This window comes from Clostridium frigidicarnis (assembly GCF_900111985.1).
In the GTDB taxonomy this organism is placed as follows: Bacteria; Bacillota; Clostridia; order Clostridiales; family Clostridiaceae; genus Clostridium_Z; species Clostridium_Z frigidicarnis.
The window spans coordinates 149,074-174,930 of sequence record NZ_FOKI01000006.1 but is presented as its reverse complement, the minus strand read 5'-3'; the positions used below and the strand labels follow the sequence as shown (position 1 = coordinate 174,930).

At 27.9% G+C, this 25,857-nt stretch carries 22 protein-coding genes; 14 read left to right on the top strand and 8 right to left on the bottom strand.

Going from position 1 to position 25,857, the window contains the following annotated elements; translation table 11 throughout:
• Position 1: 1 nt before the first annotated feature.
• Positions 2–820: a homocysteine S-methyltransferase family protein gene (locus BM119_RS05510; RefSeq protein WP_090039603.1), complete on the bottom strand. Its 819-nt coding sequence runs from the start codon at positions 818–820 to the stop codon at positions 2–4.
• An 87-nt stretch (positions 821–907) separates the two neighbouring features.
• Entirely contained in the window at positions 908–1,537 is a 630-nt protein-coding gene (locus BM119_RS05505) for a RusA family crossover junction endodeoxyribonuclease (RefSeq protein ID WP_090039601.1), read from the bottom strand.
• 386 nt (positions 1,538–1,923) lie between these two features.
• On the opposite strand from BM119_RS05505, the gene tsaD reads away from it, so the two are divergent.
• The 5 genes from tsaD (at position 1,924) to BM119_RS05480 (ending at position 8,226) form a co-directional block, all read left to right on the top strand.
• Positions 1,924–2,946, top strand: a complete 1,023-nt coding sequence (tsaD, locus tag BM119_RS05500; protein WP_090039600.1) for a tRNA (adenosine(37)-N6)-threonylcarbamoyltransferase complex transferase subunit TsaD — start codon at positions 1,924–1,926, stop codon at positions 2,944–2,946.
• Between the two features lie 18 nt (positions 2,947–2,964).
• Positions 2,965–3,975, top strand: a complete 1,011-nt coding sequence (locus BM119_RS05495; protein ID WP_090039598.1) for an alpha/beta fold hydrolase — start codon at positions 2,965–2,967, stop codon at positions 3,973–3,975.
• 199 nt (positions 3,976–4,174) lie between these two features.
• A complete protein-coding gene (locus BM119_RS05490; RefSeq protein ID WP_090039596.1) occupies positions 4,175–5,452 on the top strand; it encodes a S1C family serine protease in 1,278 nt (425 codons plus the stop codon).
• A 398-nt stretch (positions 5,453–5,850) separates the two neighbouring features.
• Positions 5,851–6,237, top strand: coding sequence for an SMU1112c/YaeR family gloxylase I-like metalloprotein (gene gloA2, locus BM119_RS05485; protein WP_090039595.1), 387 nt, complete (start codon positions 5,851–5,853; stop codon positions 6,235–6,237).
• 216 nt (positions 6,238–6,453) lie between these two features.
• Positions 6,454–8,226 (top strand): aminopeptidase P family protein, encoded by a 1,773-nt coding sequence (locus BM119_RS05480; protein ID WP_090039594.1) that lies wholly within the window; start codon positions 6,454–6,456, stop codon positions 8,224–8,226.
• 392 nt (positions 8,227–8,618) lie between these two features.
• Here the strand turns inward: BM119_RS05480 and BM119_RS05475 are convergent, their stop codons facing one another.
• Both BM119_RS05475 and BM119_RS05470 read right to left on the bottom strand, forming a co-directional pair.
• The gene (locus BM119_RS05475; RefSeq protein WP_090039592.1) at positions 8,619–10,538 is read right to left on the bottom strand and encodes an ABC-F family ATP-binding cassette domain-containing protein; all 1,920 of its coding nucleotides are present in this window, start codon (positions 10,536–10,538) and stop codon (positions 8,619–8,621) included.
• A gap of 179 nt (positions 10,539–10,717) precedes the next feature.
• On the bottom strand, positions 10,718–11,191 hold the full coding sequence (locus BM119_RS05470) for a hypothetical protein (RefSeq protein ID WP_090039591.1): 474 nt from the start codon (positions 11,189–11,191) through the stop codon (positions 10,718–10,720).
• 125 nt (positions 11,192–11,316) lie between these two features.
• Between BM119_RS05470 and BM119_RS05465 the strand changes: the two genes are divergently transcribed.
• Positions 11,317–12,603 carry an aminotransferase class V-fold PLP-dependent enzyme gene (locus BM119_RS05465; protein ID WP_090039589.1) on the top strand — a complete coding sequence of 429 codons (1,287 nt, stop codon included), beginning with the start codon at positions 11,317–11,319 and terminating at the stop codon, positions 12,601–12,603.
• Between the two features lie 179 nt (positions 12,604–12,782).
• Here the strand turns inward: BM119_RS05465 and BM119_RS05460 are convergent, their stop codons facing one another.
• Positions 12,783–13,979, bottom strand: coding sequence for a 6-phosphofructokinase (locus tag BM119_RS05460; RefSeq protein WP_090039588.1), 1,197 nt, complete (start codon positions 13,977–13,979; stop codon positions 12,783–12,785).
• A gap of 467 nt (positions 13,980–14,446) precedes the next feature.
• Between BM119_RS05460 and BM119_RS05455 the strand changes: the two genes are divergently transcribed.
• Positions 14,447–14,995, top strand: coding sequence for a manganese efflux pump MntP (locus tag BM119_RS05455; RefSeq protein ID WP_090039587.1), 549 nt, complete (start codon positions 14,447–14,449; stop codon positions 14,993–14,995).
• Between the two features lie 241 nt (positions 14,996–15,236).
• Positions 15,237–15,650 (top strand): Fur family transcriptional regulator, encoded by a 414-nt coding sequence (locus BM119_RS05450; protein ID WP_090039585.1) that lies wholly within the window; start codon positions 15,237–15,239, stop codon positions 15,648–15,650.
• A gap of 35 nt (positions 15,651–15,685) precedes the next feature.
• On the opposite strand, the gene BM119_RS05445 is transcribed toward BM119_RS05450, so the two are convergent.
• Positions 15,686–16,498, bottom strand: coding sequence for a metal ABC transporter permease (locus BM119_RS05445; RefSeq protein WP_090039584.1), 813 nt, complete (start codon positions 16,496–16,498; stop codon positions 15,686–15,688).
• Complete coding sequence (locus BM119_RS05440; RefSeq protein ID WP_090039582.1) at positions 16,498–17,160, bottom strand: metal ABC transporter ATP-binding protein; 663 nt, start codon at positions 17,158–17,160, stop codon at positions 16,498–16,500. Before BM119_RS05440 ends, BM119_RS05445 begins: the two co-directional genes overlap by 1 nt.
• Before the next feature lie 104 nt (positions 17,161–17,264).
• On the opposite strand from BM119_RS05440, the gene BM119_RS05435 reads away from it, so the two are divergent.
• The 5 genes from BM119_RS05435 (at position 17,265) to BM119_RS05415 (ending at position 22,857) form a co-directional block, all read left to right on the top strand.
• On the top strand, positions 17,265–18,161 hold the full coding sequence (locus tag BM119_RS05435) for a metal ABC transporter solute-binding protein, Zn/Mn family (protein WP_090039580.1): 897 nt from the start codon (positions 17,265–17,267) through the stop codon (positions 18,159–18,161).
• Positions 18,162–18,212: 51 nt separating this feature from the next.
• Positions 18,213–18,611, top strand: a complete 399-nt coding sequence (locus tag BM119_RS05430; protein ID WP_090039578.1) for a DUF6762 family protein — start codon at positions 18,213–18,215, stop codon at positions 18,609–18,611.
• Between the two features lie 124 nt (positions 18,612–18,735).
• Positions 18,736–20,532, top strand: a complete 1,797-nt coding sequence (gene pepF, locus BM119_RS05425; RefSeq protein WP_090039576.1) for an oligoendopeptidase F — start codon at positions 18,736–18,738, stop codon at positions 20,530–20,532.
• 268 nt (positions 20,533–20,800) lie between these two features.
• Positions 20,801–21,859, top strand: a complete 1,059-nt coding sequence (locus tag BM119_RS05420) for an HD-GYP domain-containing protein (RefSeq protein WP_090039574.1) — start codon at positions 20,801–20,803, stop codon at positions 21,857–21,859.
• Between the two features lie 32 nt (positions 21,860–21,891).
• A complete protein-coding gene (locus BM119_RS05415) occupies positions 21,892–22,857 on the top strand; it encodes a rhomboid family intramembrane serine protease (protein WP_090039572.1) in 966 nt (321 codons plus the stop codon).
• Between the two features lie 69 nt (positions 22,858–22,926).
• On the opposite strand, the gene BM119_RS05410 is transcribed toward BM119_RS05415, so the two are convergent.
• Positions 22,927–24,666, bottom strand: coding sequence for an ATP-dependent metallopeptidase FtsH/Yme1/Tma family protein (locus tag BM119_RS05410; RefSeq protein WP_090039570.1), 1,740 nt, complete (start codon positions 24,664–24,666; stop codon positions 22,927–22,929).
• A 185-nt stretch (positions 24,667–24,851) separates the two neighbouring features.
• On the opposite strand from BM119_RS05410, the gene BM119_RS05405 reads away from it, so the two are divergent.
• Positions 24,852–25,784 carry a YkvA family protein gene (locus BM119_RS05405; protein WP_090039568.1) on the top strand — a complete coding sequence of 311 codons (933 nt, stop codon included), beginning with the start codon at positions 24,852–24,854 and terminating at the stop codon, positions 25,782–25,784.
• Positions 25,785–25,857 lie beyond the last annotated feature (73 nt).

Genomic DNA, 25,857 nt, shown 5'->3' with positions numbered 1-25,857 from the left:
ATTAAATTATGTGGGAGACAGCGTTTATATATGATGGATTAGTACCACAACATCCACCAATTATTGTTGCTCCACACTCTATTATTTTTTTCATATCTGAAGAAAATTCTTTAGGTGATACGTTATAAATAAGTTCACCATTGGATTCTTCAGGAATTCCTAGATTGGGTTTTGCAATTATAGGTTTATCCCAAAACTTTTTTATTTCTAATATGGTGTTTAAAGTTCCTTTAGGACCATCACCACAATTTGATCCTAAAGCGTATATGTCATAAAGTTTTACTTTATTAATTACTTCTTCTATATTTTCTCCAGAAGATAAAGAACCATTGTCATTAAACGAAAAGCTCAACCATACTGGTATTTTACATTCTTTAAATGCTTCAAGTGCTAACAAAGCTTCAGTTAACATATATTGAGTTTCTATAAAAATGCAATGTATGTCTTCTCTGTGTTCAATCAATGACCTTATTGTGTGATAACAATCATATATATATTTTTCATCATTGAAATCACTTATTCCTAATGGACCTATATTATAACAGACCTTGCCAAATCCCATATTCTTAATAGCAGTATTAGCACAGGTTAAACTTTCATCTATTAATTTAGATAAAAGTTTTTTGTCCTTTATTACATAAGGATTTAATCTAAATGTATTAGCATTTATAAAATTACTTCCACTACTTAAGTAATCTTTATGTATATTTATAAGAAGATTTCTATTATTTATAGCTAGCATAGGTATATCTTTATACTTGATACCTTTCTCCTTTGCATAAGTACCCATGGCGCCATCTAACAAAATTATGTTGTTCATAAATAATTATTAATAAGGATTATACTGTTTATAAAGTCCTTACTAATATTTCACCACCTCTCTATAATGTCTAGTATATATAATATATTAAAAAAGTTTTTTAAAGCATGTTCTACATATGAGGGTTTTACCTTTATTGGCGCTTATTAGATTTTCCTTACAAGTTCCTTTGCCACAAACCTCACATATATTGTCTGAAATTTTAGGCTTTATTGCAGAGATGTTCATTCGGTCATTTAAAGCTTTCTTTTTATTTGAAGGAGGATTATATGTTATCTTTTCTTCAAGGATTTCTCTTGGTTTTATGGAGTAGTCCATTGAAAAAGAACTTTCTCCAAACAATTCAAGTTCAAAACGGGGGTTTTCTTTGTCATAAAACTCTTCAATTATAAGCCTTCGAATTTGGGCATCATTTATTATAAGACCACTTTTTTCAATTCCATCAAATATACTTTTAGTAATATTATTTGTATCAGGATGACGTTTTTCGCTCTTATAATAAACTTTAAGAACAGCAATAAGGGCTTCATCTAAAACCTTACTTGGATTTTGAGATCTGGCATTAAAAGCAATTTCTTCTTCATAAATTGCATATCTATCATGATATTTTCCAGAATTCATTGGTAATATAGCTCTCCCATTTACATTAAATAATTTAAAATTAGATTTTGTTATGGGGGAACCTTTAACTATTACTTTAGCATAATTATCGTACATAAAAAAACTCCTATTCTTACTGCTTTTAAAAAGTAGTACAATTATAATTGTAAACATTATAATACTTTTTTTCAACAAAAATAGAATACATGTTCGTTTTTTGCTTCAAGTTTACATATATGACATTAAGAATATGATTTAAGTTATGAAATTGATTTTACAATTCTCATAAAAAATATTATAATGTACTTAAGATATACAATGTTAAATTTTAAATATTAAGTTGTTTTAAAAGAATTTTAGGCCTTTAAGTTTTTAAAGGTTTTTTTGTTGGAAGAAAATTTTTTGAAAAAGTTACATAACAATAAATAACTTGATTTTAAATATTATATGCAGTATTTATGTATATAATATTATGAAATACTATAAAGAAGAGGTTGATATATATGAATAAGGATAAGTTAATATTAGCAATCGAAACAAGTTGCGATGAAACATCAGCAGCAGTGGTTAAAAATGGAAGGGAAGTTTTATCTAATATAATATCTTCTCAGATTTACATACATACAAAATTTGGTGGGGTTGTTCCAGAAGTTGCATCAAGAAAACATATTGAAGTTATAAATGAAGTTGTTGAAGAAGCTTTGGAAAAAGCAGGGGTTACATTAGAAGAAATTGATGCTATAGGAGTAACTTATGGACCGGGACTTGTAGGAGCATTGCTTGTAGGATTACAATATGCTAAAGGTTTAGCATTCGCTTCTAAGAAACCACTTATAGGAGTTAATCATATAGAAGGGCACATAAGTGCTAATTTTATAGAACATAAAGATTTGAATCCACCTTTCGTATGTTTAGTCGTATCAGGTGGACATACTTTTATAGTTCATGTAAAAGATCATGGAGAGTATGAAGTAATAGGACAAACAAGAGATGATGCAGCGGGAGAAGCTTATGATAAGGTTGCAAGATCAATAGGACTTGGATATCCTGGTGGCCCCAAAATCGACAAATTAGCTAAAGAAGGTAATGAAAATGCTATAAAGTTTCCAAGAGCAAATTTTCATGATAATAGTTTAGATTTCTCATTTAGTGGAGTAAAGTCTGCAGTTTTAAATTATCTTAATAAAATGAACATGAAAGAGGAAGAAGTAAATAAAGCAGATGTTGCAGCTTCTTTTCAAAAAGCTGTAGTAGATGTTTTAACTGATAATGCAATAAAAACATGTAAGATGAAAAAGGCTGATAAAATAGCCATAGCAGGTGGAGTTGCATCAAACTCTGCATTAAGAAGAACTTTGATTGAAGAAGGGCAAAGGAAAGGAATAGAAGTTTTATTCCCATCACCAATATTATGCACAGATAATGCTGCAATGATAGGAAGTGCTGCTTATTTTGAATTTATTAAGGGGAATATATCTCCTCTAAACTTAAATGCCAAGCCTAATTTAAAATTAGGAGAAAGATAGAGAGTTAAGGAGGGTTCTATGAAACTTATAAATCACTCTAATAGTATGCATACTTATAAAGTTAAAAGAAAAATAAACAAATTCAAACTTATTGAGTACATAATAGTAATACTATTTTTAAGCCTTATAACGGGATTTTTATATGAGGCTATAAGTAATAATAAAATAGTAACATCAAACAAAATTAAAAATAAAATAGTGACAATAAATGGTTCTAAGATTCAGTATAATACACAAGGACAAGGATCATTTACTGTAGTGTTAGAAAGTGATATGGGAATGACAAATCAAGAATGGAGTAAGGTTTTAAAAGCAGCTCCTAAGGATATGAGGCTATTTTATTATGATAGAGCAGGATTGGGTAAAAGTGAAAGTACAGAAAAAGAAGTGACACCAGAAACTGAGGCAAAAGAGCTTTATAAGATTTTAAATAAAGCAGGACTTAATGGACCTTATATCTTGGTGGGAAATGGATACGGGTCTCTTATAACACAAGAATTTATAAATTTATATAAAGATGATGTTGGAGGAGTCGTTTTTGTTGATGGATATACAAATGAAGATATACAATCTAATGAATTTAAAAAAGAAAATAAAAATCAAATAACAAAGTTGAAATCTCAAAAACTATTATCTAGAGTAGGTATAACAAGAGCTATGGATAAGTTTAATGTTATAAAATATCCTAAAGGTTTATTAGAAGGTCTTTCTGAAAGTGATGCAGAGCTTTATAGAAACTATAGAGTTACGGGAAGTTTCTGTGAAACATTTTTAAATGAAAGAGAATCATTAGCTTCTTTAAAGGTTAATAATTTAAGTGAAGGAGCATTAGAAGATAAACCTGTTTTTGTTATTACTTCTAGGAAGGAAGAACAATTAGAAAGACAAAAGGAATTTTTGAAATTATCCTCTAAAAGTGAAATAAATTCATTGGAAGATAATAATATATTAATACCTTTAGAAAAGCCAGAAACTATTGTAAATGCAATAAAGTCAGTAAGTAAGAAAATACCTAAAACTACTAATTAATTTCTTAAGACACATTCAAAGAAATAATAAGTAAGTATGCTAGTATATTTACTTATTATTTTCTTTCATGTGATTAAAATCAGAAGTAAAAAAACTTCTGATTTTTTTTGCTTTTGACATAAAACTGTCACATAAGGTTGGTATTATATAAACATAGCAAGGAAACAATAAAGAGAGTATCTATTAGGAGGTAAAAGTGATGGATAATAACTTAAATAATAATGAACCAAATTTTGTTATGGGAGATGACTCAACGAATAATAATATTAACGATAACAATGTTGGTTTTTACGATAACAATAATTTTACAAATGATGAATTTCAATTTGATAATGAACCTTTAAATGAAAAGAAGCCTAAAAAGAATAGAAAATGGATGAAGTATGTAGGTGTAGGACTTGTAGGTGCTATATTAGGAGGCATTATTACAACAAGTTCAATTCTATATGTTTTACCTAAGTCTGATATGTTTAAGAACACGGAGTTATATAAAAGCATAAAAGGAAATAGTGTCTATGAGGGGAAAGTTCCAGAGTTTACTCAAACTAGTGAAGGGATGAGTTTAACAGATGTGGTAAAGCAAGTTGCACCAGCAGTTGTAGGAGTTTCAACTAAAAGTGTAAGTCAAGATATGTTCTATGGAAAACAACAAGTTATGGAAGGTATAGGATCAGGAGTTATATTTAGTGAAGAAGGATATGTTTTAACAAATTATCATGTTATACAAGGTGCTCAGGAAGTTAAGGTAATATTAAACAATAATGGAGAAGGGAAAGAAGTTAATGCAAAAGTTGTAAATTATGATGCTCAAAGAGATATAGCAATAGTTAAAATAACTGATGATATAAAGATGCCAGCAGTGGCACCACTTGGAGATTCAGATGAATTGCTTCCAGGTCAACAGGTTGTTGCAATTGGTAACCCACTTGGAAAAGAATTTTTAGGAACAGTAACTTCAGGAATAATTAGTGCTGTAAATAGAGATATTGTTATGGATCAAAATGGTACTAAATTAAAATTCATACAAACAGATACAGCAATAAACAAAGGAAACAGTGGTGGACCATTAATAAATGCAAAAGGTGAAGTTATAGGAATAAATACATTAAAAACTGGTGAAACAGGAGTAGAAGGTATGGGGTTTGCTATACCAATAAATGAAATAAAACCAAAACTTGAAGATCTTGTAAAACCTTTATTAAAAATTGGAATAGCGGGAAAAGCAATTGACGAAAACACTGCAAAAGAAAATAATGTTCCACAAGGAGTATTAGTTGCACAGGTTGAAGATCTTAGCTCAGCTCAAAAAGCAGGGTTACAAGCAGGAGATATAATAACAAGTTTTGATGGCAAGGCAGTTAAAACTGTAGAGGAAATAAATGAAATAAAAGCAAAGCATAAGTCAGGAGATACTGTAAAAGTTGAAATATATAGAAATAATAGTAAAAAAACAATAGAACTTCAATTGGCAGAATAGTAATGACCAATACACAAACAATTAATTTGCCCCTTTTTAAAATTTATATATAGATCCCAAAATAGTCATGTTAAATGTTTTAACATGACTATTTTTGAGTTAGAGAGTATTATAGAATTTTTGATATCTTAAAATGATAATAAAACCTAGGATTAAATGATTTTTGAAATTTAAAGCTTTAACCATTGACAAGTTGCAAGTGAAAAGTGACAGGTTAAGTATGGAATCTTCTTGAAAAGATTTCTGAAATAAAAAAGTCTTTAAGAAAATCTGTGACTTTCAACTATAATTGTCAATTCTCAATTTTAAATTGTTAATTAGGATATGATGTAGCCACTTTTTTATAATAATGTTATGATAATATTTAAATAGAATTTTAGTTGATTATGGAGGGTATAATGTTAAAAGTAAAAAAAATGCATCATGTTGCCATAATAGGTTCAGATTATAATAAATCCAAGGAATTTTATGTGAGTATTTTAGGATTTAAAATTATAAGAGAAGTATATAGACAAGAAAGAAAGTCATATAAATTAGATGTAGAAAAGGGAGACATTCAATTAGAATTATTTTCTTTTGAAAATTCCCCGAAAAGATTGAGTTATCCTGAGGCATGTGGACTTAGGCATTTAGCTTTTGAGAGTGAAGATTTAGAAAATGACTACATTTATTTAAAAGAGAATAAGGTTAATATAGAAACTATTAGGGTAGATGAATATACTAATAAGAAATTTTTCTTTTTCTTTGATCCGGATGGTTTACCGATAGAAATTTACCAGGGTTAGTTTATCAAAAAATAACAGATCATATTACTAAATTGATAAAAAACATCTAAGCAAAATGACAAATATAAGAACATAAAAAATGCAGAAAAAGTTGAAATCTTGCAAAAAAATGAATAAGTTAAAGTAAATATATTCTTATAACAGACAATTAACTATTTTTTGTTTTGTATGAATATTTCAAGTGTGTTAAAATGTAGTAAAAAGGGAGGGGTAAAAATGAATATTAAAGAGAGAGTTGAAGCATTAAGAAATTTAATGAAGGAAAGAAACATAGATGCATATATAGTGCCAAGTGGGGATCCACACCAAAGTGAGTATGTTGCTGAGCATTATGCAGAAAGAGAATATATAACAGGATTTACAGGATCAGCAGGAACAGCTGTTATTACTTTAAATGGAGCAGGCTTATGGACTGATGGAAGATATTTCATACAAGCTGAGAGACAATTAAATGATACAGGTGTAACTTTATTTAAAATGGGAGAACCTGGAATTCCAACTATAGAAAAATTTTTAAATAAATCTTTAGAAAAAAAATCTACAATAGGATTTGACGGAAAAGTTATATCTGTAGACTATTTTAGAAATCTTAATAAATCATTAAAGATAAAGGACTTTTCATTTAAAGTTGATGAAGATTTAATAGATTTAGTTTGGAATGATAGACCAGCTAAACCATCTACACAAGTTATACTTCATGATGTGAAATATGCTGGAAAGACTAGAGAAGAAAAAATAGCTCAAGTAATTGAAAAAATGAAAAATTTAAATGCTAATTATTATGTAATATCATCACTAGATGACATTGCATGGTTATTTAATATAAGAGGTAGAGATGTAAGCTGTAATCCTGTTTCCATAGCTTATGCTATAGTTTCAGAAAACAAAACTTGCTTATTTATAGATGATTGTAAGTTAAATGATGAAGTTAAAAAAGAACTTAAAAAAGACAATGTAGAAATTAAAGCATATGAAGATATAATTTCTAGCTTAAGTGATATAAAAGAAGGAACTATACTATTTGATTCATCTAAAACTAATGTATTAGTTCATAGTTCAATAAAAGTAGAAACAGTTGAATGTATGGATATAACAACTAGATTAAAAGCTATGAAAAATGAAGTTGAAGTTGCCAATGTAAGAACTACTATGGTTAGAGATGGTGTTGCCATGGTTAAATTTGTTAATTGGTTCAAGAAAACAATTAAAGAAAAAACTATGACTGAAATAGAGGTATCAGATAAACTTGAAGAGTTTAGAAGACAAGGAGATAATTTTGTTGACCTAAGCTTTGGAACAATATCAGCTTATAAAGCAAATGCATCAATGCCTCACTACAGTGCAACACCTGAAAATCAAGCAACAATAGAAGCTAAGAGTCTTTATTTAGTTGACTCTGGAGCTCAATATTTTGATGGAACTACAGATATAACAAGAACAATTGCTGCAGGTCCATTAACTGATGAAGAAAGAACTGATTTTACATTAGTATTAAAAGGAATGATAGATTTAACTATGCAAAGATTCCTTTACGGAGCAACAGGTTCAAGCTTAGATATACTAGCAAGAATTCCTCTTTGGAATGCTGGTCTAGATTTTAAACATGGTACAGGTCATGGAGTAGGATTCTTCTTAAATGTTCATGAAGGACCACATAGAATATCTCCAGCTCCAAATAATATTAAATTAGAACAAGGTATGATAGTATCTAACGAACCAGGAGTTTATAAAGAAGGAAAGCATGGTATAAGAATAGAAAATTTAGTAGTTGTTCAAAAAGATGAACGTACTCAATATGCAGGACAATTCATGAAATTTGAAACATTAACTTTGTGTCCAATAGATTTAGAAGCTATAGATGTTTCATTATTAAATGAAGCTGAGAAAAATTGGTTGAACGATTATCATAAAACTGTATTTGAAAAACTTTCTCCATATTTAGAGAAAGATGATAAAGACTTCTTAAAAGAAGCTACAAAAGCAATATAACGTATTTAAAGGTCGCTAAATTAATAGCGACCTTTTTATAATAATTTTACTTTATTGTTCAATGTAATGTAGCCAATGTTTGTTTAATCATTTATATTATCTTATATTTTGTGGCGTAGTAATATACAATGTATGCTATATTGGAATAAAATGTATTTAGTAATAGGTGGGAAATACTATGAATGGATATAAGTATTAGAAAACTAAATTATTTTAATGAAAAATAACAAAATATTATTAAAAGAGAGTGGGCATAAGTATTAACAAACTATCTGGTGAACGTTAATCATCAATGTTTTTTTATAGCTTAGAATAATACGTGCAACCAGTTAGTTTGTGTTGCTTATGCCCACTCTCTTTTATGAATTATACTGTTCACATGAATTAATTTGTTATTCCATAGAAAGAGTTTCCCATAATTCATAAAGAGAGTCTATTTGATTTTGAGTTTCAGATATATCTTTGTTAACCTTTTGGGATTTTTCAGGATTTGAATAAATCTCTTCTAGACAAAGCATATTCTGAAATTCATTTAGAGTTTCTTCTAAATTTGCTATTTCAATTTCTGTATCTTTAATTTTTTTAGTTTTAGCTTTAAGTTCTTTTTCAATTTCTCTTTTCTTTTTTCTTTCTTCAGCTACTTGAGTTTTAGTTTTTCCTTGGATTTCTTCTAAACCTTCATATCTATGAGGGTTTTTCTTCTTGTCACAATAATAAGTGTAATTACCAAGAAATTCTTTAACTCCATCTTCATTTAGTTCTAGAATTTTATCTATTACTTTATTTAAGAAATATCTATCATGGGAAATTACAATTAATGTACCATCATAGCTTAATATAGCTTCTTCTAAAGCTTCACGAGACATAATATCTAAATGGTTTGTTGGTTCGTCTAACAAAAGGAAGTTTGATTTAGATAACATAAGCTTCAGAAGATTAATCCTACATTTTTCCCCACCACTTAAAAGATTTATTTTTTTAAAGACATCATCCGAGGTAAAAAGGAATGATGCTAATGCATTTCTAATTTGTGTAGTAGTAAGGGTCGGAAACTCATCCCATACTTCATCTATTATAGTTTTACTCTCATTTAAATTGCTTTGTTCTTGATCATAATATCCTACATAAACATTTTTACCTAGAACTTTGACACCTGAAGTTGGGGTCTCTTCATCCATTATAATCTTGAAAAGAGTAGTTTTTCCACGACCATTTTCACCTATTAGGGCAAGTTTTTCCCCTCTTTTCACATCTAGATTTACGTTGTTAAATAGGGTTTTCTCTCCAAAGCTTTTACAAAGCTTTTCTCCAAATAAAACATCATTACCACTTTTAAGCTGAGTTTCAAATTTTATTTTAGAACCTTTAGCTTTTTTTTCAGGAGCATCAATTCTTTCAATTTTAGCTAAAGCTTTTTCACGGCTTTCAGCAGCTTTTATACTTTTTTCACGGTTAAAAGATTTGAATTTCTCTATAATTTCTTCTTGTCTTTTAATTTCTGATTGTTGAAGGTTATATGCTTTAAGTAGAGATTCATACTCCTTTTTTCTAAGATCTAAAAATTTAGTATATGGAGCATTGAATGTATGAATGTTTCCATTCATAATTTCAAAGGTATGAGAGGTTATCGCATCTAAGAAGAATCTATCATGGGAAATAACCACTATAGTACCTTTGTAAGCTTTTAGGTATTCTTCTAACCATTCTATAGCTTCTAAATCTAAATGGTTAGTAGGTTCATCCAGTAAAAGAATATCAGGATTTGTAAGAAGCAGTTTACATAATGCTACTCTTGTCTTTTGACCACCACTTAAAATACTTATACTCTTATCAAAATCCTCTTCGGTAAATCCAAGTCCTTTCAAGACCCTACTTATTTCAGCTTTATAAGTATAACCACCTCTGTTGTTGTAAAGCTCTGTAAGGGTTGTATAATCCTTAATTAGTTTTTCGTGATATTCTGCACGAGAAGCATCATAGGGTTCATTCATTTTTTCTTCTAAAACATTCATTTTATGTTCCATGTCTGTAAGCGAGGAAAATACTTTTAACAACTCTTCATAAATGGTTGTATCCATTTCTAATGACAGATGCTGTGAAAGATATCCGAGAGTTTTATTTTTATCTATAAAAACATCCCCAGAGTCTCTATCAAGTGCTCCTATTAATATTTTAAAAAGAGTAGATTTACCAGCCCCATTGGCTCCTATAAGGCCAACTTTCTCTCCTTCATTAATTGAAAAAGTAATTTTATTTAAAATAACATCTATACCATAACTTTTGTGTATATCTTTACATCCTATAACTATCATTATTTAAAGTCTCCTTTTAAGAACTATCTTTAACAATTATACTATATATACATTAATTTTATCAAATATACTATTAAATGATTAAAATATAAAATTATACAAATAATAAAATTTCAAAAGTAGATAATCATAAAAGTCCATCACCATATAATGACTTACATGATGATGGACTTTATTGATTATTGTTTAGATTCAAAGTCTAAGGTTAAAAGTATAATTTTTTTTACAAGTAATTCTCCAATTGGGTAGGGTATGTTATAAGAATTTAAAGTTTTAAAAACAGTAGGGGTGGTTTCTTCTATAGATGATAAAATATTTGAGGCTCTAACACTTATAGAAGATGTAGAATTTCTTAAATCTTTTCTGTTATTGAATTCATTACTACTTGATTCTAAGTAAGTACATGGTAAGTTTTTGGGTAATGAGTTTATTTTGTTGCTAACAGAATCCATAGGAAAACAAGGAATATTTATTGGCAATACCTTATTAAATTCTTTTAGTCTTGGAATTAGGGGTAGTACCTTCATAGATATATTATGTGACTGAAAAGGCATAAAACATTGCAATTGTTGCGTATTATAATCTGAATTATCAAAAGGAATAAACTCAATAGGATCCTCAAAGTCTATACCATGTAATTTGCTATTCTCCATTAAATTACCTCCATTTTATTATATATCAATACATAATATGAAAAATATATTAAATTATGATATTAAGAAGAAAACTTTATCACTTTAATATATATTTCATAATATTATATTAAGGAGGGAGTTTTATGTTGAATGTACAAAGGATTAGAAAGTTGTTTCCAGGTCTTAATGAATTAGTACCTCTAGAAGATGGAAGAAGGACCTTAGGAATTAATTTAGATAATGCAGCAACTACACCACCATTTATATACGCATTAAACAGCATATCAAATTTTTCACCTATGTATTCGTCTATTCATAGAGGAACAGGATATAAATCTATAATGTGTTCAGAGTTTTATGAAGAAGCAAGAGAGAGTATTTTAGATTTTTTAAATGCCCCTAGAAACAAATATACAGTTATATTTGTTAAAAATACAACTGAAGGATTAAATTTATTAAGTCATAAGTTAGTTGAAAAAAATGATAATGTACTTTCAACTTTTATGGAGCATCATTCTAACGATCTTCCTTGGAGAAATAAGTGTAAGTTAGATTATGTAGATATAAACGAAGATGGCTCTTTAAATATGCTTGATTTAGAATCAAAATTAATTGAAAAAGATATTAAATATTTAACAGTTACAGGAGCATCTAATGTGACTGGGTGTGTTAATGATATAAATGCATTGGCAAGTCTTTGTCATAGATATGGAACTAGAATAATAGTAGATGGAGCTCAATTAATACCCCATAAAAGTATAAATATGTCAGGATGTTGTATTGAAGAAGAAATTGATTTTTTAGTTTTTTCAGCTCATAAAATGTATGCTCCTTTTGGAATAGGTGTTATAGTAGCTAAAAAAGAATTTTTAGAAGATAACAATGAACCATTTATAAAAGGTGGTGGAACTGTAGAATTAGTTACTAAAGACATAGCTATTTGGGATAGATCACCATTGAAAGATGAGGGCGGAACACCTAATATATTAGGTATAGTGGCATTAATATCATCTATGAAACTTTTAAATCAAATAGGAATGGATAATATTCATGATGAAGAAATCAAATTAACATCGTATCTTTTGAATAATTTAAAAAGACTTCCAATAACTGTATATGGACCTAACAATGCAAAAAATAAAGTAGGAATAGTTAGTTTTAATATTAGTCCTCTTTACCATGAACAAGTTGCAACTAAATTGTCAAATGAGTTTGGAATTGCAGTAAGAAATGGATGCTTTTGTGCACATCCTTATGTAGAAAAGCTTTTAAAGATTCCAGAAGAAGAAATAGAGTATTATGTAAAGAACTATGATAAAGTAAAAAAACCAGGTATGGTAAGAGCCAGTCTAGGTGTATATAATACAAGGGAAGAAATAGATAGATTTTTATATGCTATAGAGTATATTATAAGACGAAGGTATATATAATAAAAATAATCAATAAGAGTATAAGTGTAAAAATTTTTATACTGATATTCATATTTTTATTAAGAATTAATCATATTCTATGAGAAATATAAGTGAAGTAGAAAAATAGAATTGTGTTCTGTATAAAATAAGAAAAAGGACGTAGTAAATACGTCTTTTTTTATGCATATTCAAGAAAATTATTTGTTAAATACTTCATAAGAAGGTATGTCATTGTCTACTAATGGTTCAATATAAGACATAGCATCATTAGTTAAATTATTTCCTTCAGCATTTATCCATTCCTTTGGAAAATACTTTATATTATTAGCAACTTTATTTGCATCAACTAACATAGTTGATGATTTATAAGGTGTATTTGAGTCCCTATTTATAGCGACCATATAGCCACTATTGCCTTCATAAGCATAGGTAAGAGCAGCTTTTCCAACCATATAAGATTCTTCTAAATCAATTTTAGAAGCTATGTGCATAGAACATCTTTGAATTACTCCAAGTTCTAATGCTTTAACTCTTTTAGTTATTCCGGCATTGATTATTAGAGTTTTAAGATAATTACCAACTCCACCTAATTGGGCATGTCCAAAATTGTCATGAGCTCCACTTATATTGCAAGTAGAGATGAAGTCTCCGTTTTTATTTTTTAATCCTTCAGAGGCAACTATATAAACTTGATTTTGTTCTTTAAACTTTTTAGCTACATCCTTTATGAATTGATCCTCAGAGAAAATAATTTCTGGAAGATATATAAAGTCTGCTACAGGTTTTCCACCTAATTTTGCTGCGCATGAAGATGCTGCTAACCATCCTGTGTCTCTTCCCATAGTTTCTAAAATAAATATCCCATTATTTATATAAACAGAAGAATCCAAATAAGTTTCTAATGTTAAAGTTGAAATTAATTTGGCAGCAGATCCAAATCCAGGGGTATGATCTGTAATTGGTAAATCGTTGTCTATAGTTTTAGGTATTCCAATGACTTTTACAGGAATATTATTTAATTTAGTATACTCACTAAGTTTGGCTACTGTATCCATGGAGTCATTTCCGCCTACATAAAAAAACGTATCTATGTTAAGCTCTTTTAAAATGTCAAAAAGCTTTATGTACTCATCGGCACTATCATTAAAGTTTTTCATTTTATATCTACATGAACCTAATCCAGATGAAGGAGTAAATCTAAATCTTTCTAGTTGTTCTAGAGATTTTTCAGAAAGATTTATTATATTTTTATTTAAAATTCCTTCTATACCATTAATACCAGCATATACATTGTTATATAGTTTTTTTTCTAAATTTTCTTTTACAACTCCTACTACACTTGCGTTTATAACTGAAGTTGGACCACCCGATTGTGCAATGATACAATTAGACATATTATAATGCTCCTTTCAAGCAATTAGATTATACAATATAAGTTTTTTGAAACATAATACAATAAAAAGGTTGAAAAATAAAGATAAATTCATTATATTATGTTAATATAGCATGTTTTTGCATAAATAGTATAGCATATATAGTATATATTTGTATAGTCTTATAGATATATAAATTATATAATACTTTTAAGGCACATTCAGAAACATAATAAGTCAGTATGTTAGGCTATTCGTGTCATACTGCGTCAGTAATATTAGCCTATAAGCTCTGCTATGAACGAATATTACTTCCTTGTTTGACCAAAATATACATAGCATCTTTGACTTGTCACTTTCTTTCATGCACCTAAATTAATCTTATAAAATTAAAAAAATTCGAAAAATAGAAGGTTTTTTTTTATAGATGATATAATATATAAAGAGAAATATTATTATTTTTAAACTTTAATAAGGAGATGAAGCATTTGAATTTTTACTCATTAATGATAATAGCAATAGCATTATCATTAGATGCATTTGGGGTTGCTCTAAGTATAGGACTTAATCCTCACGTAAAGGCATCTAATAAAATAGGATTTATAATTTCTTTTGGATTTTTTCAATTCATACTTTCATTTATAGGAGCATATGCAGGATATTTGTTTACATCTTTTGCTTCTGTTCCGAGTATTATCGGGGGAATTATAATAGCAATAGTTGGAGTAATGATGATAAAGGAAGGGTTTGAGGAAAAAGAAGAATGTATGTTACTTAAAAAGAGCATGTATTTAATTTTAGGTATATCAGTAAGCATAGATGCTTTGGTTGTAGGATTTGTAACATTAAATTCTATAATAAGCATATCAATATTATTAACTGATACTATTATTATAGGGGTAACAACTTTGATATTAACATCTATAGCATTTTTGTTAACCAAATATCTTAATAAAGTACAATTTATCTGTAAATATGCAGATTTTATTGGTGGAACCATATTAATCCTATTTGGATTTAAAATGATGTTTTTTTAAGAGCCTTTTATTGGGGTTCTTTTTATTTGCATTGGATTATATAAAGCTAATGATTGAAATTGCAGGTTGAACATAAACTTAAATGTATTTTGAAATGAAATTATAAACAAGAAAGTAAAAAATTATATTTATGATTTTATGTGGCTAAGGATCATTTTATGAAAAAGAGAGCAAAAGGTAGAATTTTGCATATAATATTTGGTATACTTATATATAGAAATAATAAAATGTAGGTGAAGTTATGCAAGCTATAAAAGTATTTAATGAGCATAATATTAAATTAACAAAAGCAAGAATAAGCATATACAATATAATAATGGAAGAACATGATGCCATTACTGCTGAAGATGTTTATAAAAAATGTCTGGAAAATGGATTAAATATTAATTTATCTACAGTGTATAGAACATTAGATCTATTTGAGGATAAAAGCATAGTTGAAAAATATGACTTAGGTAAAGGATGTTATAATTTTTCCATTCAAAAAAATGATCATAAACATGTTTTACAGTGTAGTATATGTCATAAGGAAATAGAGCTTAATTGCCCTATGAAGCAAATAGAGGCAATGGTTAAAAGTGAAACAGGATTTGTTTTATTAGAACATGAATTAAAGATGAAAGGTTTATGCAAGGATTGTTCTGATGAAAAATAGGATATCTTAATTAAGAGATATCCTATTTTTTATGATTAATTTTTCATTATTTTTAGTTTTTTAAGAATTATATTAACTATTAAGGTTATTATAAGAATTATAACAGAGGTAACAGCAATTGTACCGCCAGGGGCACTGTCTATATAAAAGGAAGTTATAATACCTATAAATATATCTAGAAAACCAAAGATTATAGACCATATAAGAGTGGTTTTAAATCCTTTTTTTAATTGAAGTGCAGTAGCCACTGGAACAACTATCATAGAGGATATAACAAGTATTCCCATAACTCTAATTGAAACAGAGATAGTAGCACCAACTAACAAAGTAAAAATATAGTTAACTAGAGATACATTTATACCTATTGCTTTAGCACCCTCTTCATCGAAGGTTATATATATTAATTTTGAAAATAAAGAACTAATAATTAATATGCAAATAATACCTATTGCAAGTATGATAAGTAAATCTTTTCTGGATACAGTTAATATACTTCCAAAAAGTATTGAATTAACATTAGCAGAGGCTTTACCTGTACTTATTAATATTATTGCGATACCTATACTTAAGGTTAAAATTATAGACATGACAAGCTCAGAGTATTTTTTATAGTAGTTTCTTAGAAATTCTATGAATATACCACAAAATGATGTAAAACCAAAGGAGGCAAGAAGGGGGTCTATTCCCACAACAAGACCTATGGCAATCCCGGCAAAAGAGGCATGAGATAAAGTATCTCCCATCATAGAGTAACGTTTAAGTACTAAAAATATTCCAACTAATGGGCAAAGTATAGATATAAAAAAACCAGCAATTAATGCATTTTGCATAAATTCGTATTGTAGCATTATAATCCTCCTTGAGTGTCTATAGAGGCTTTGAATTCCTCTAAGGTATAAAGTTTTGAACCACCATCTTTAAGTTGTAAAACATGGGTGGAATTTGAAAGTACTGCATCTAAATTATGTTCTACAGAAATAACTGTTATTTTTTCACATAGATTTAAATGTTTTATAAGATAATATATTTCACGTTGGTTTGTGATATCTATGCCAGTTGAAGGTTCATCTAAAATTAAAATATCAGGGGTTCCCATTAAAGCTTTAGCAATAAAGATTCTTTGTTGTTGCCCTCCAGATAAATTTCCAAGAAGATGATTTTCAAAATTTATCATGTTAACTTTTTTCAAACAATTATAAATCGCAGTAGAGTCTTTTATTTTCAAAAGTTTTCTATAAGTATTAAGAAGCTCCTTTACTGTAATAGGAAATTCTGCATTAAAGTTATCCATCCTTTGAGGAACATATCCTACTTTAGAACCTTTTAGTTCAATAGTTCCTTTTAAAGGTTTTAGAAGATTTAGTATAAGTTTTACTAGTGTACTTTTACAACTTCCATTTTCACCAATTATAGACACGTAGCTTCCTTTAGGAATATTAATATTAATATCCTTCAATAAATAACAAGGGCTATTTGGATATGAAAAGTACAAATTTTTTATGTTAATCAAGAAATCAGCTCCTTAACAAATTTTATAATTTAATTATTGACATTTAATAACTCAAATATTATTATATAACCAAATGCAAATGATTTGCAACAGGAGGTTTTTGAATGAAGAAAAAAATATATTTAGGCTTGTCTTTAATTTTATCATTTAGTATGCTTACAGCATGTGGTAATAAGATAGCTAAAGAAAAGTCAACAGATAAAATAGAGGTTGTAACTAGTTTTAATGCTATTTATGATATTGCAAGTAAAATAGGTGGGGATAGGATAGCTATTAAAAATATAGTTCCAAAGGGAACTGAAGCCCATGATTTTGAACCTAAACCTAAAGATATGGTTGATTTGAATAAAGCAGATGTCTTTGTTTACAATGGGCTAGGAATGGAAGAATGGGTAGATAGTACACTGAAATCAATAAATAATGATAAATTAGTGGTTGTAGAAGCAACAAAAAACACAAATTTAATAAAAAACAAGGATTCCAAAGAAGGTGAAGGTCATGGAGAATTTGATCCACATGTATGGTTAAGTCTTCAAGATTCAAATATTATGGCTAGAAATATTATGGAAGCTTTTATAAAGGTTGATGGTGAAAATAAGGAATATTATCAAGGGAGATATAAAGAGTTTTCTGAAGGAAATGCAATTTTACTTAAAGAGTATGAAGAAAAATTTTCTAAAATTGAAAATAAAGGTTTTGTAACTAGTCATGCTGCATTTGCATATTTATGCAGAGATTTCAAATTGCAACAGAGTAGTGTAGCAGGAATATTTAATGATGGAGAACCAACTTCACAAAAATTAAGTGATATGGTTAACTTCTGTAAAGAAAATAATGTGAAAACTATTTTCATGGAATCAGATGGAAGTGAAAAAGTTGCACAAACTATTGCAAAAGAGATTAATGGAAATGTAGAAAAAATAAATACGTTAGAGAGTGAAGGCTCATATTTAGAAACTATGAGAGAAAACTTAGAAAAGATATATAATAGTTTAAAATAGGTGTGGTATGATAATAATGTAATATTATTAGAGTACAAAGGAGAGAATATAATGGATTTTTCGTCATTAGTTATAATGCAAAAAGATAAAGAAACTGGATATTTAATTAAAGAATTAGGTAGTTATCAAGCTGGAGACGGTGCAAAATATGTTACTAAGTTACATGAGATAGATGGAGAGGTAGTAATGTATTTTGATACAAATAAAGATGTAGCAGAATGGGAATATAGTGCTATATATGATTTGTTAGATTATGATTTATTTAGAAATTCATCATTAGATATAGAAGATGTTGATGATGAATATAACCCTTCATGGAAGGTTATATTAAAATATAAGGATGAACATAGTGAAATGAAAGAAGAACTTGATAAAGTTTGTTCTATTATAGAAGAAGCAATGGAAAAGGTATTTAATGATATTCAAGGAAAAGAAGAAGAATACAAATAAGATTTAACTAATACAATAACAGATTTTAATAAAATAACAAATTTTATTATTTAAAATAAAAAATCCCTATGATATTATAAATTTGGGGATTTTTTTATTATTTTTACAATAAAAGGAGGGTATCATGGAAGAAAATAAATCTATAAAATCAAGAAATGAAATAGAAGAAAAGTACAAATGGAAAATAAATGAGTTATATCAAGGTATTGATTCCTGGGAAAAAGATTTTACTGACCTAAAAGAAAAATCTAAAGTATTAAAAACATATGAGGGAAGTCTTGGGGAGGAAAAAAAATTATTAGACTTTTTCAAAAAATATGAGGAAATTTCAAGAAGGGCTGAAAAACTTTTTATTTATGCACATTTAAAAGGTGATGAGGATACAAGAAATTCAACATATCAAGCATTGAAAAGTAAAATAGATAATTATATGCCTATTTTAAAATCATATTATGCTTATTTAGAACCAGAAATATTGTCATTAGAAGAAAACTATTTAAGTGATGTAATGAAAAAGAAGGAATTAAAATTATATGAATTTTATTTAAAGGATATTTTAATACAAAAACCACATACTTTAAATAAAGAACAAGAGGAGATTCTAGCATCTGTTTCTAATTGTTTAATAGCACCAGCAGAAATATATTCCATGTTAACAAATGCTGATATGACTTTTCCAATAATCAAGGATGAAGAGGGAAAAGATGTAGAGCTTACAGAAGTTAATTATGGAACATTTATAAAATCTAAAGATAGGAATGTTAGAGAAGCGGCATTTAAAGCATTGTTTAAAACTTATAAGAAATTTATTAACACAATATCTACATCATTAACTTCAAATATTAATAATTTAGTGTTCGAAGCAAAACTTAGAAATTATAAATCTTGCATGGAAAGAACATTGAAACCTAATAATATACCATTAGAAGTATATTCAAATTCTTTAGATACAATTAATGAATATTTACCACTTCTTCATAAATATGTAGATATAAAAAAGAGGTTATTAGGTGTAGATGAAATTCATATGTACGATTTATATGTTCCGGTAATTGAAATTGAAAAGGAACACATAGAGTTTGAGGATGCTGTTAAACTAGTTAAAGAAGGATTAAAACCTTTAGGGAAAGAATACTTAGATATATTCTCAAAAGGAATTGAAAGTGGATGGGTAGATGTATTTGAAAATAGAGGTAAAAGAGGTGGAGCATATTCATGGGGTTGCTATGATTCAATGCCTTATGTTTTACTAAATTACAATTATGATTTAGGTGATGTATCCACTCTTGCCCATGAGATGGGACACTCTATACATTCTTATTATTCAAGGAAAGAACAACCTTATATATATTCATCATATACATTGTTTTGTGCAGAGGTTGCATCAACTTGTAATGAGGCACTTCTTATAAATTATTTAATAAATAAAGAGGAAAATAAGAAGAAAAAATTATATTTAATAAATCAAGAATTAGAGCAAATAAGAACTACTGTATTTAGACAGCTTATGTTTGCTGAATTTGAAAAAACAACTCATGAAAGTATAGAAGGAGGTGCACCTCTTACAGGAAAAGATTTAAATGAAATATGGCATAATCTAAATGTAAAATATTTTGGAGAAAACATGATAGTTGATGAGGAAGTTGATATAGAGTGGAGTAGGATACCTCATTTTTATTCTGATTTTTATGTTTACCAATATGCTACTGGTTATGCAGCGGCAGCAGCCTTTGCAAATTCAATCTTAACAGATGGAAAAAAAGCGGTTGAAAAATATAAAGGCTTCTTAAAGTCAGGAGGAAGTGATTATCCTATAAATATTTTAAAGAAAGCTGGAGTTGATATGACTACTTCTAAACCTTTAGAGGCTACAATGACAAGATTTAAGGAACTTTTAGATATGTTAGAAAAAGAAATTTAGTAATATAAATTGACTTGCTATATTAAAAGTAGCAAGTCAATTTATATGTTTTTTTTGAACTAATGATAAAAAAGTTACTATATATGAAAATACATTGTTGAAATAGATTTATAAAAGGATATAATTAATTATATAAAATAAGTATATAAGGATTAGTAAAATACATTATTTAATGTACTTTAAGTTTAAAAAATATTTTCTAAGAGTGTAAACTTTTAAGTGCAGTTTATGTTAGAATTTAGTATATAACATTTTGCGAGGTACAATAATGAGGTTTGAATTTATTGATAGGGTTAGTGATGGTGATATACTTGCTAAAAGCATCTTTTCAAGAGATGGTAAGGTGTTATTAAGATCGGGAATGAAATTAACCCATGGATATATAAAAAAACTTAAGCAATTAGAAGTTTTTTATATTTATGTTAAGGATGAGAGATTAGAAGATATAGATGTTGAGGATGAAAAATTAAATGAAATAAAGTTAAGCGCAGCTAAGGCTTTAGGGGGTGTAATTAGAAATATAGACAACTCTAGTGAAGTAGATTTAAAGACTCCTGTAGCTATAGTTGAGGAGCTGATGGATTACATATTAAATATAGGTGATGTAAATAAAAGTTTATATGATATAAAGACATTTGATAATTATACTCAAGTTCATTCAATAGACACAGGTATTATGAGTTTATTTATGGGGATAAATTTTAATGTTCCGAAGAGTGATCTTGTAGATTTAGGAGTAGCAGCCATACTTCATGACATAGGAAAGATAAAGGTTGGAAATGAAATAATTAATAAAAAAGGTGCTTTAACAAATGAAGAATTTGAAAAAATAAAGATGCACCCCATTTATGGAGAAGAAATTCTTAGTAAAAATTATAATGTTTCTAACAGAATTTTAAGAATAATAAGAGAACATCATGAAAAACTAAACGGAAAAGGATATCCTTTTGGGTTAAAGGGTGATGAGATTAGTAAGTTATCACAAATAGTGTCTATATGTGATGTATACGATGCAGTAAGTAATGATAGAATCTACAGGTCTAAATTTTCTCCTAATGATGCATATGAATTAATTTTATCAGAGGGTGATAATAGTTTTAGTATGGATATGATTAACAACTTTAGAAAAACTTTTTTTGTATATCCATTAGGATGTTGCGTAAAATTATCAAATTATACTGAGGGATATGTAATAAGTCAAAATTCTGGATATCCAGATAGACCAATAATAAGAGTTCTTTATGATAGTAAATCGAAAAAACCTATACCGTTTTATGAAATAGATTTATTAACTAATATAAATTTAACCGTAATAGGTATTGTATAAATTACAACTAATTGAGTGGAGTGTAGGGAATTATGAATTTCAATAAATTTTTTAATACTTTAGCTAATAATGGGTTTACCATAGAAGAGTTTAAGAGCATTGATGGTGTAAATAACAACTATATAGCTATATATTACAATAGTAAAGGTGCATTAGCTGTAATAACCAGTAACAAGGATAATTATCATTTAAAAGCACTGGATGCTTTAAATTATTTGAAATCAAAAGGGATTAATGAAGTTTATATAAATAACGTTATACAAGTTGAAAGTGAAGTTATAGAAAAAGGAGACTTTTATGGAACTATAACTGTAAATATTCATACTGGAGAATTAATAAGTGCAAGAGGTGCAACTGAATGGGTTATTAATACTTTGAAAAATATTTCAACACCCAAGACACTAAAGGAAAAAATAAAAGAAAAAGATTTATTTGCAGTTACAAATGCAATTATAATAATAAATATAATTATTTTTATTATAAGTGCAATATTGTCTAGGAATTTATTAAATATAAATATATATGTATTAGCAGCACTTGGGGCCAAGGTTAACTATTTTATTAATCAGGGTGAATACTATAGATTATTTACTTGTATGTTCTTACATGGGGGATTAATGCATATTGCATTTAATATGTATGCATTAAAATCTATAGGATATCTAACTGAAAATATTTATGGGAAATTAAAATTTTCTATAATATATGTTATCTCAGGTATTATCGGATCCTATTTTAGCTATAAATTATCTGAGGGAATTGCAGTAGGAGCATCAGGAGCTATTTTTGGTCTATTAGGAGCTGCACTGGTATTCGCATATAATGAAAAGCATAGAATTGGAAAAGAGTTTCTTGTAGAAATATTAAAAGTAATAGGAATAAACATATTTATTGGCTTAACGCTTCCTAATATAGATAACTATGCACATTTAGGAGGGCTTTTAGCTGGTATAATAAGTAGTTTTGTAATTTATCCTATGATAAAAAAAAGCAATTAAGGGTTATCTTAATTGCTTTTTTGCTTTATTTAGAAAAACCTTGAAATGAATTTTGATTGAAATGTAGGGTTATGCAACAATTGAATATATATCTTTTTCATAAAGAGTTTCCTTTAAAATTAAGTTTTCAGCTAAAGAGTTTAGCAAATCTTTATTATCTAGGATTAAATTTTTAGTTTCATCATAAAGAGAATTAACTATATTTTTGCATTCACACAATATATCAGATGTATTTACAGCACCTATATTATTAAGCTCATTTAAGCTTAGAAGGCCTAAGGAGTCTCCCATCCCATATTGAGTAACCATTGTTGAAATTATGCTTGTAGCATGCTTTAAATCATTATATGCACCTGTTGTTATTTTATCTTTTCCAAAAACAATTTCTTCAGCAGCACGCCCCGCTAATAAAACCATTATTTTATTATGAAGATAAGAGTAAGTCTGGTAATTACTGTCTTCAGGTATTGTTAATGTATATCCTCCAGCACCCTTGGATGTTGGTATTATAGTTATCTTAGATATTTTGTCATAAGGAAGTACTAGATTTGATATTAAAGCATGTCCAGATTCATGATAAGCAGTTAATTTTTTATCTTCTTCTCTTAAACTTTCAGTATTAATTTTTTCATATCCTGCTATAACAATAGAAAAAGCTTTATCAAGATGAATTTCTTCAATAAATTCACTTTCATCCTTACATGCTAATATAGCAGATTCATTAATTAAGTTTTCAATCTTAGCACCAGAAAAATAAGAAGTTTTTCTAGCTAAGGCTTTGATATCTATGTTTGTATAAGGTTTATTTTCTAAGTGTAGTTTTATAATACTTTCTCTAGCAGTAATATCAGGAAGAGGAACCTCTATATGTCTATCAAATCTACCAGGCCTTAGTAGTGCATCATCTAAGGTATCAAGCCTGTTTGTAGCTGCCATTACTACTATACCATCAGCTTCACTAAATCCAGACATTTCCGTTAGCAGAGCGTTTAGAGTTTGATCTCTCTCATCAGAACCACCAGCTTTTCCATTACTTCTTTTTTTACCAATAGCATCTATTTCGTCTATAAAAATAACAGCACGTCCAGTTTTCTTAGCTTTTTTAAAAACATTTCTTATTCTAGATGCACCTACTCCTACGTAAAGCTGAACAAAATCAGAACCAGATAAAGCAAAGAATGGAACATTTGCTTCTCCTGCTACAGCCTTAGCCATGAGAGTTTTACCAGTACCAGGGGCGCCGTATAGGATGATACCTTTAGGCATTCTAGCACCATATTTGTTATATTTTTCAGGATTTTTAAGGAAGTCTACTATATCTTTAACACTCTCTTTTACTTCATCATTTCCAGCAACACAATCAAAGTTGTATTTATAATTTTCAATATTATGAACCTCTATAGATTCTACATTGAGCATACCTTTAGCACCTTTAGAATTCTTTTTAGATAAAACAAATACAGTTGAACCTATAAGTGTTAATCCTAATAGTATAGAAAAAATTTTTAAAGGAGAAGGGTACGATCTAGTGTTTACAGTTATATTTTGTTTAAGCAAGTCCTCTTTCAATGAAAGGGAATTAGGATTATCTGTAGTATAGATTAACCCGTCCTTTGATTTAATAGTTATTTTATCGCTTTCATCCAATGTTACACTTAAGACATTATCACCATTTATATCAGATAAAAAATAATTATAGTTTTTATATAATGGAGTAGGTTGTGTAAATGAATATACACCAAAACCTATAGATAAAATTAAAATTATAGAAAAAGGAATAATAAATAAATTTTTTTTCAAAACTTTCATTAACTGAATTCCCCCTTAAATCTTATTTACAATCTCATTATACGGATTTAAAAATAAATGTCTAACCAAAATCATAAGTTTTGGTAAAGTAATTTATGGTACAAAATATAATTCTATTTATTAAAATGAAAAATATGGTATACTTAAATTAGCATAATATATAAATTTAGTGGGGGAGTATTTAAATGAGGATAAGTAGTTTAAACGGAGCTTTAAATGGAGATGATATTTTATCCTTAATAGAGGACTGGGTTTATATTCCAGGACTGACTGTAGAAAATATTGTAATTAAAGATGAAATAGAAATAAATGGACAATATAAAGTTATAATAAAAATACCTTTTAAAATAACTTTATCTTTAGAAGGTACTTCTAAGGAATGCATATATTTAAATTTAACTTCTATAAAATTATATAAGTTGCAGATTTATTCTTTCTTTAGAAAGTTGGCTCTTAAAAAGGTTATAGAAGATCTTAAAGATGAAGGTATAGCATTTAATGAGGGAAGAATAATAATATATATAAATAAATTATTAAAGAAGGCACCAGTATTTCTTAATTTGAACTTAAAAGATTTATTTTTAAAGGATGGATTTGTAAATGTTGAGGTAATGAATATTAACTTTTCAATGACAAGACCTATAGAAGATAATGTGAAAATAGAGAGTGAAGAAGTTGAACAATCGGTATTGATATTAAACAAAACTAAAGACTCATATACACAATTAAAATGTTTAGTAGGAGAGAAGGTTCCAGAAAAATATGAACCGGTATTTAAATATGTAATGATAATACCAGATTTAATAGCTTTGATTTTTAGACTTTTCAAAGACAAAAGAGTACCTACTAAAGTAAAAGTGGCGGTGTCTTTATCTATAACCTATGTTGCATCCCCTATTGATATATTACCAGATGATATACCTTTTATCGGTAGAATAGATGATGTAGCTATGATATTTTTTGCATTAAATAAAATCTTAAATAGTGTAGATGAAATTGTTATTTTAGAAAACTGGGAAGGTGAGGAAGACATAATAACTGTCATAAAAGAAGGAATTAATTATGTAAATGGATTTGCAGGAGGAGAAAGGGTAAATAAAATTTATAATGTGTTTTAAAAAGTAAATTGTTTATCGTATTTTTTTAAGTAACTCCATCTGAATCTAAGAATCGTTTGATAGAGGAGAAATG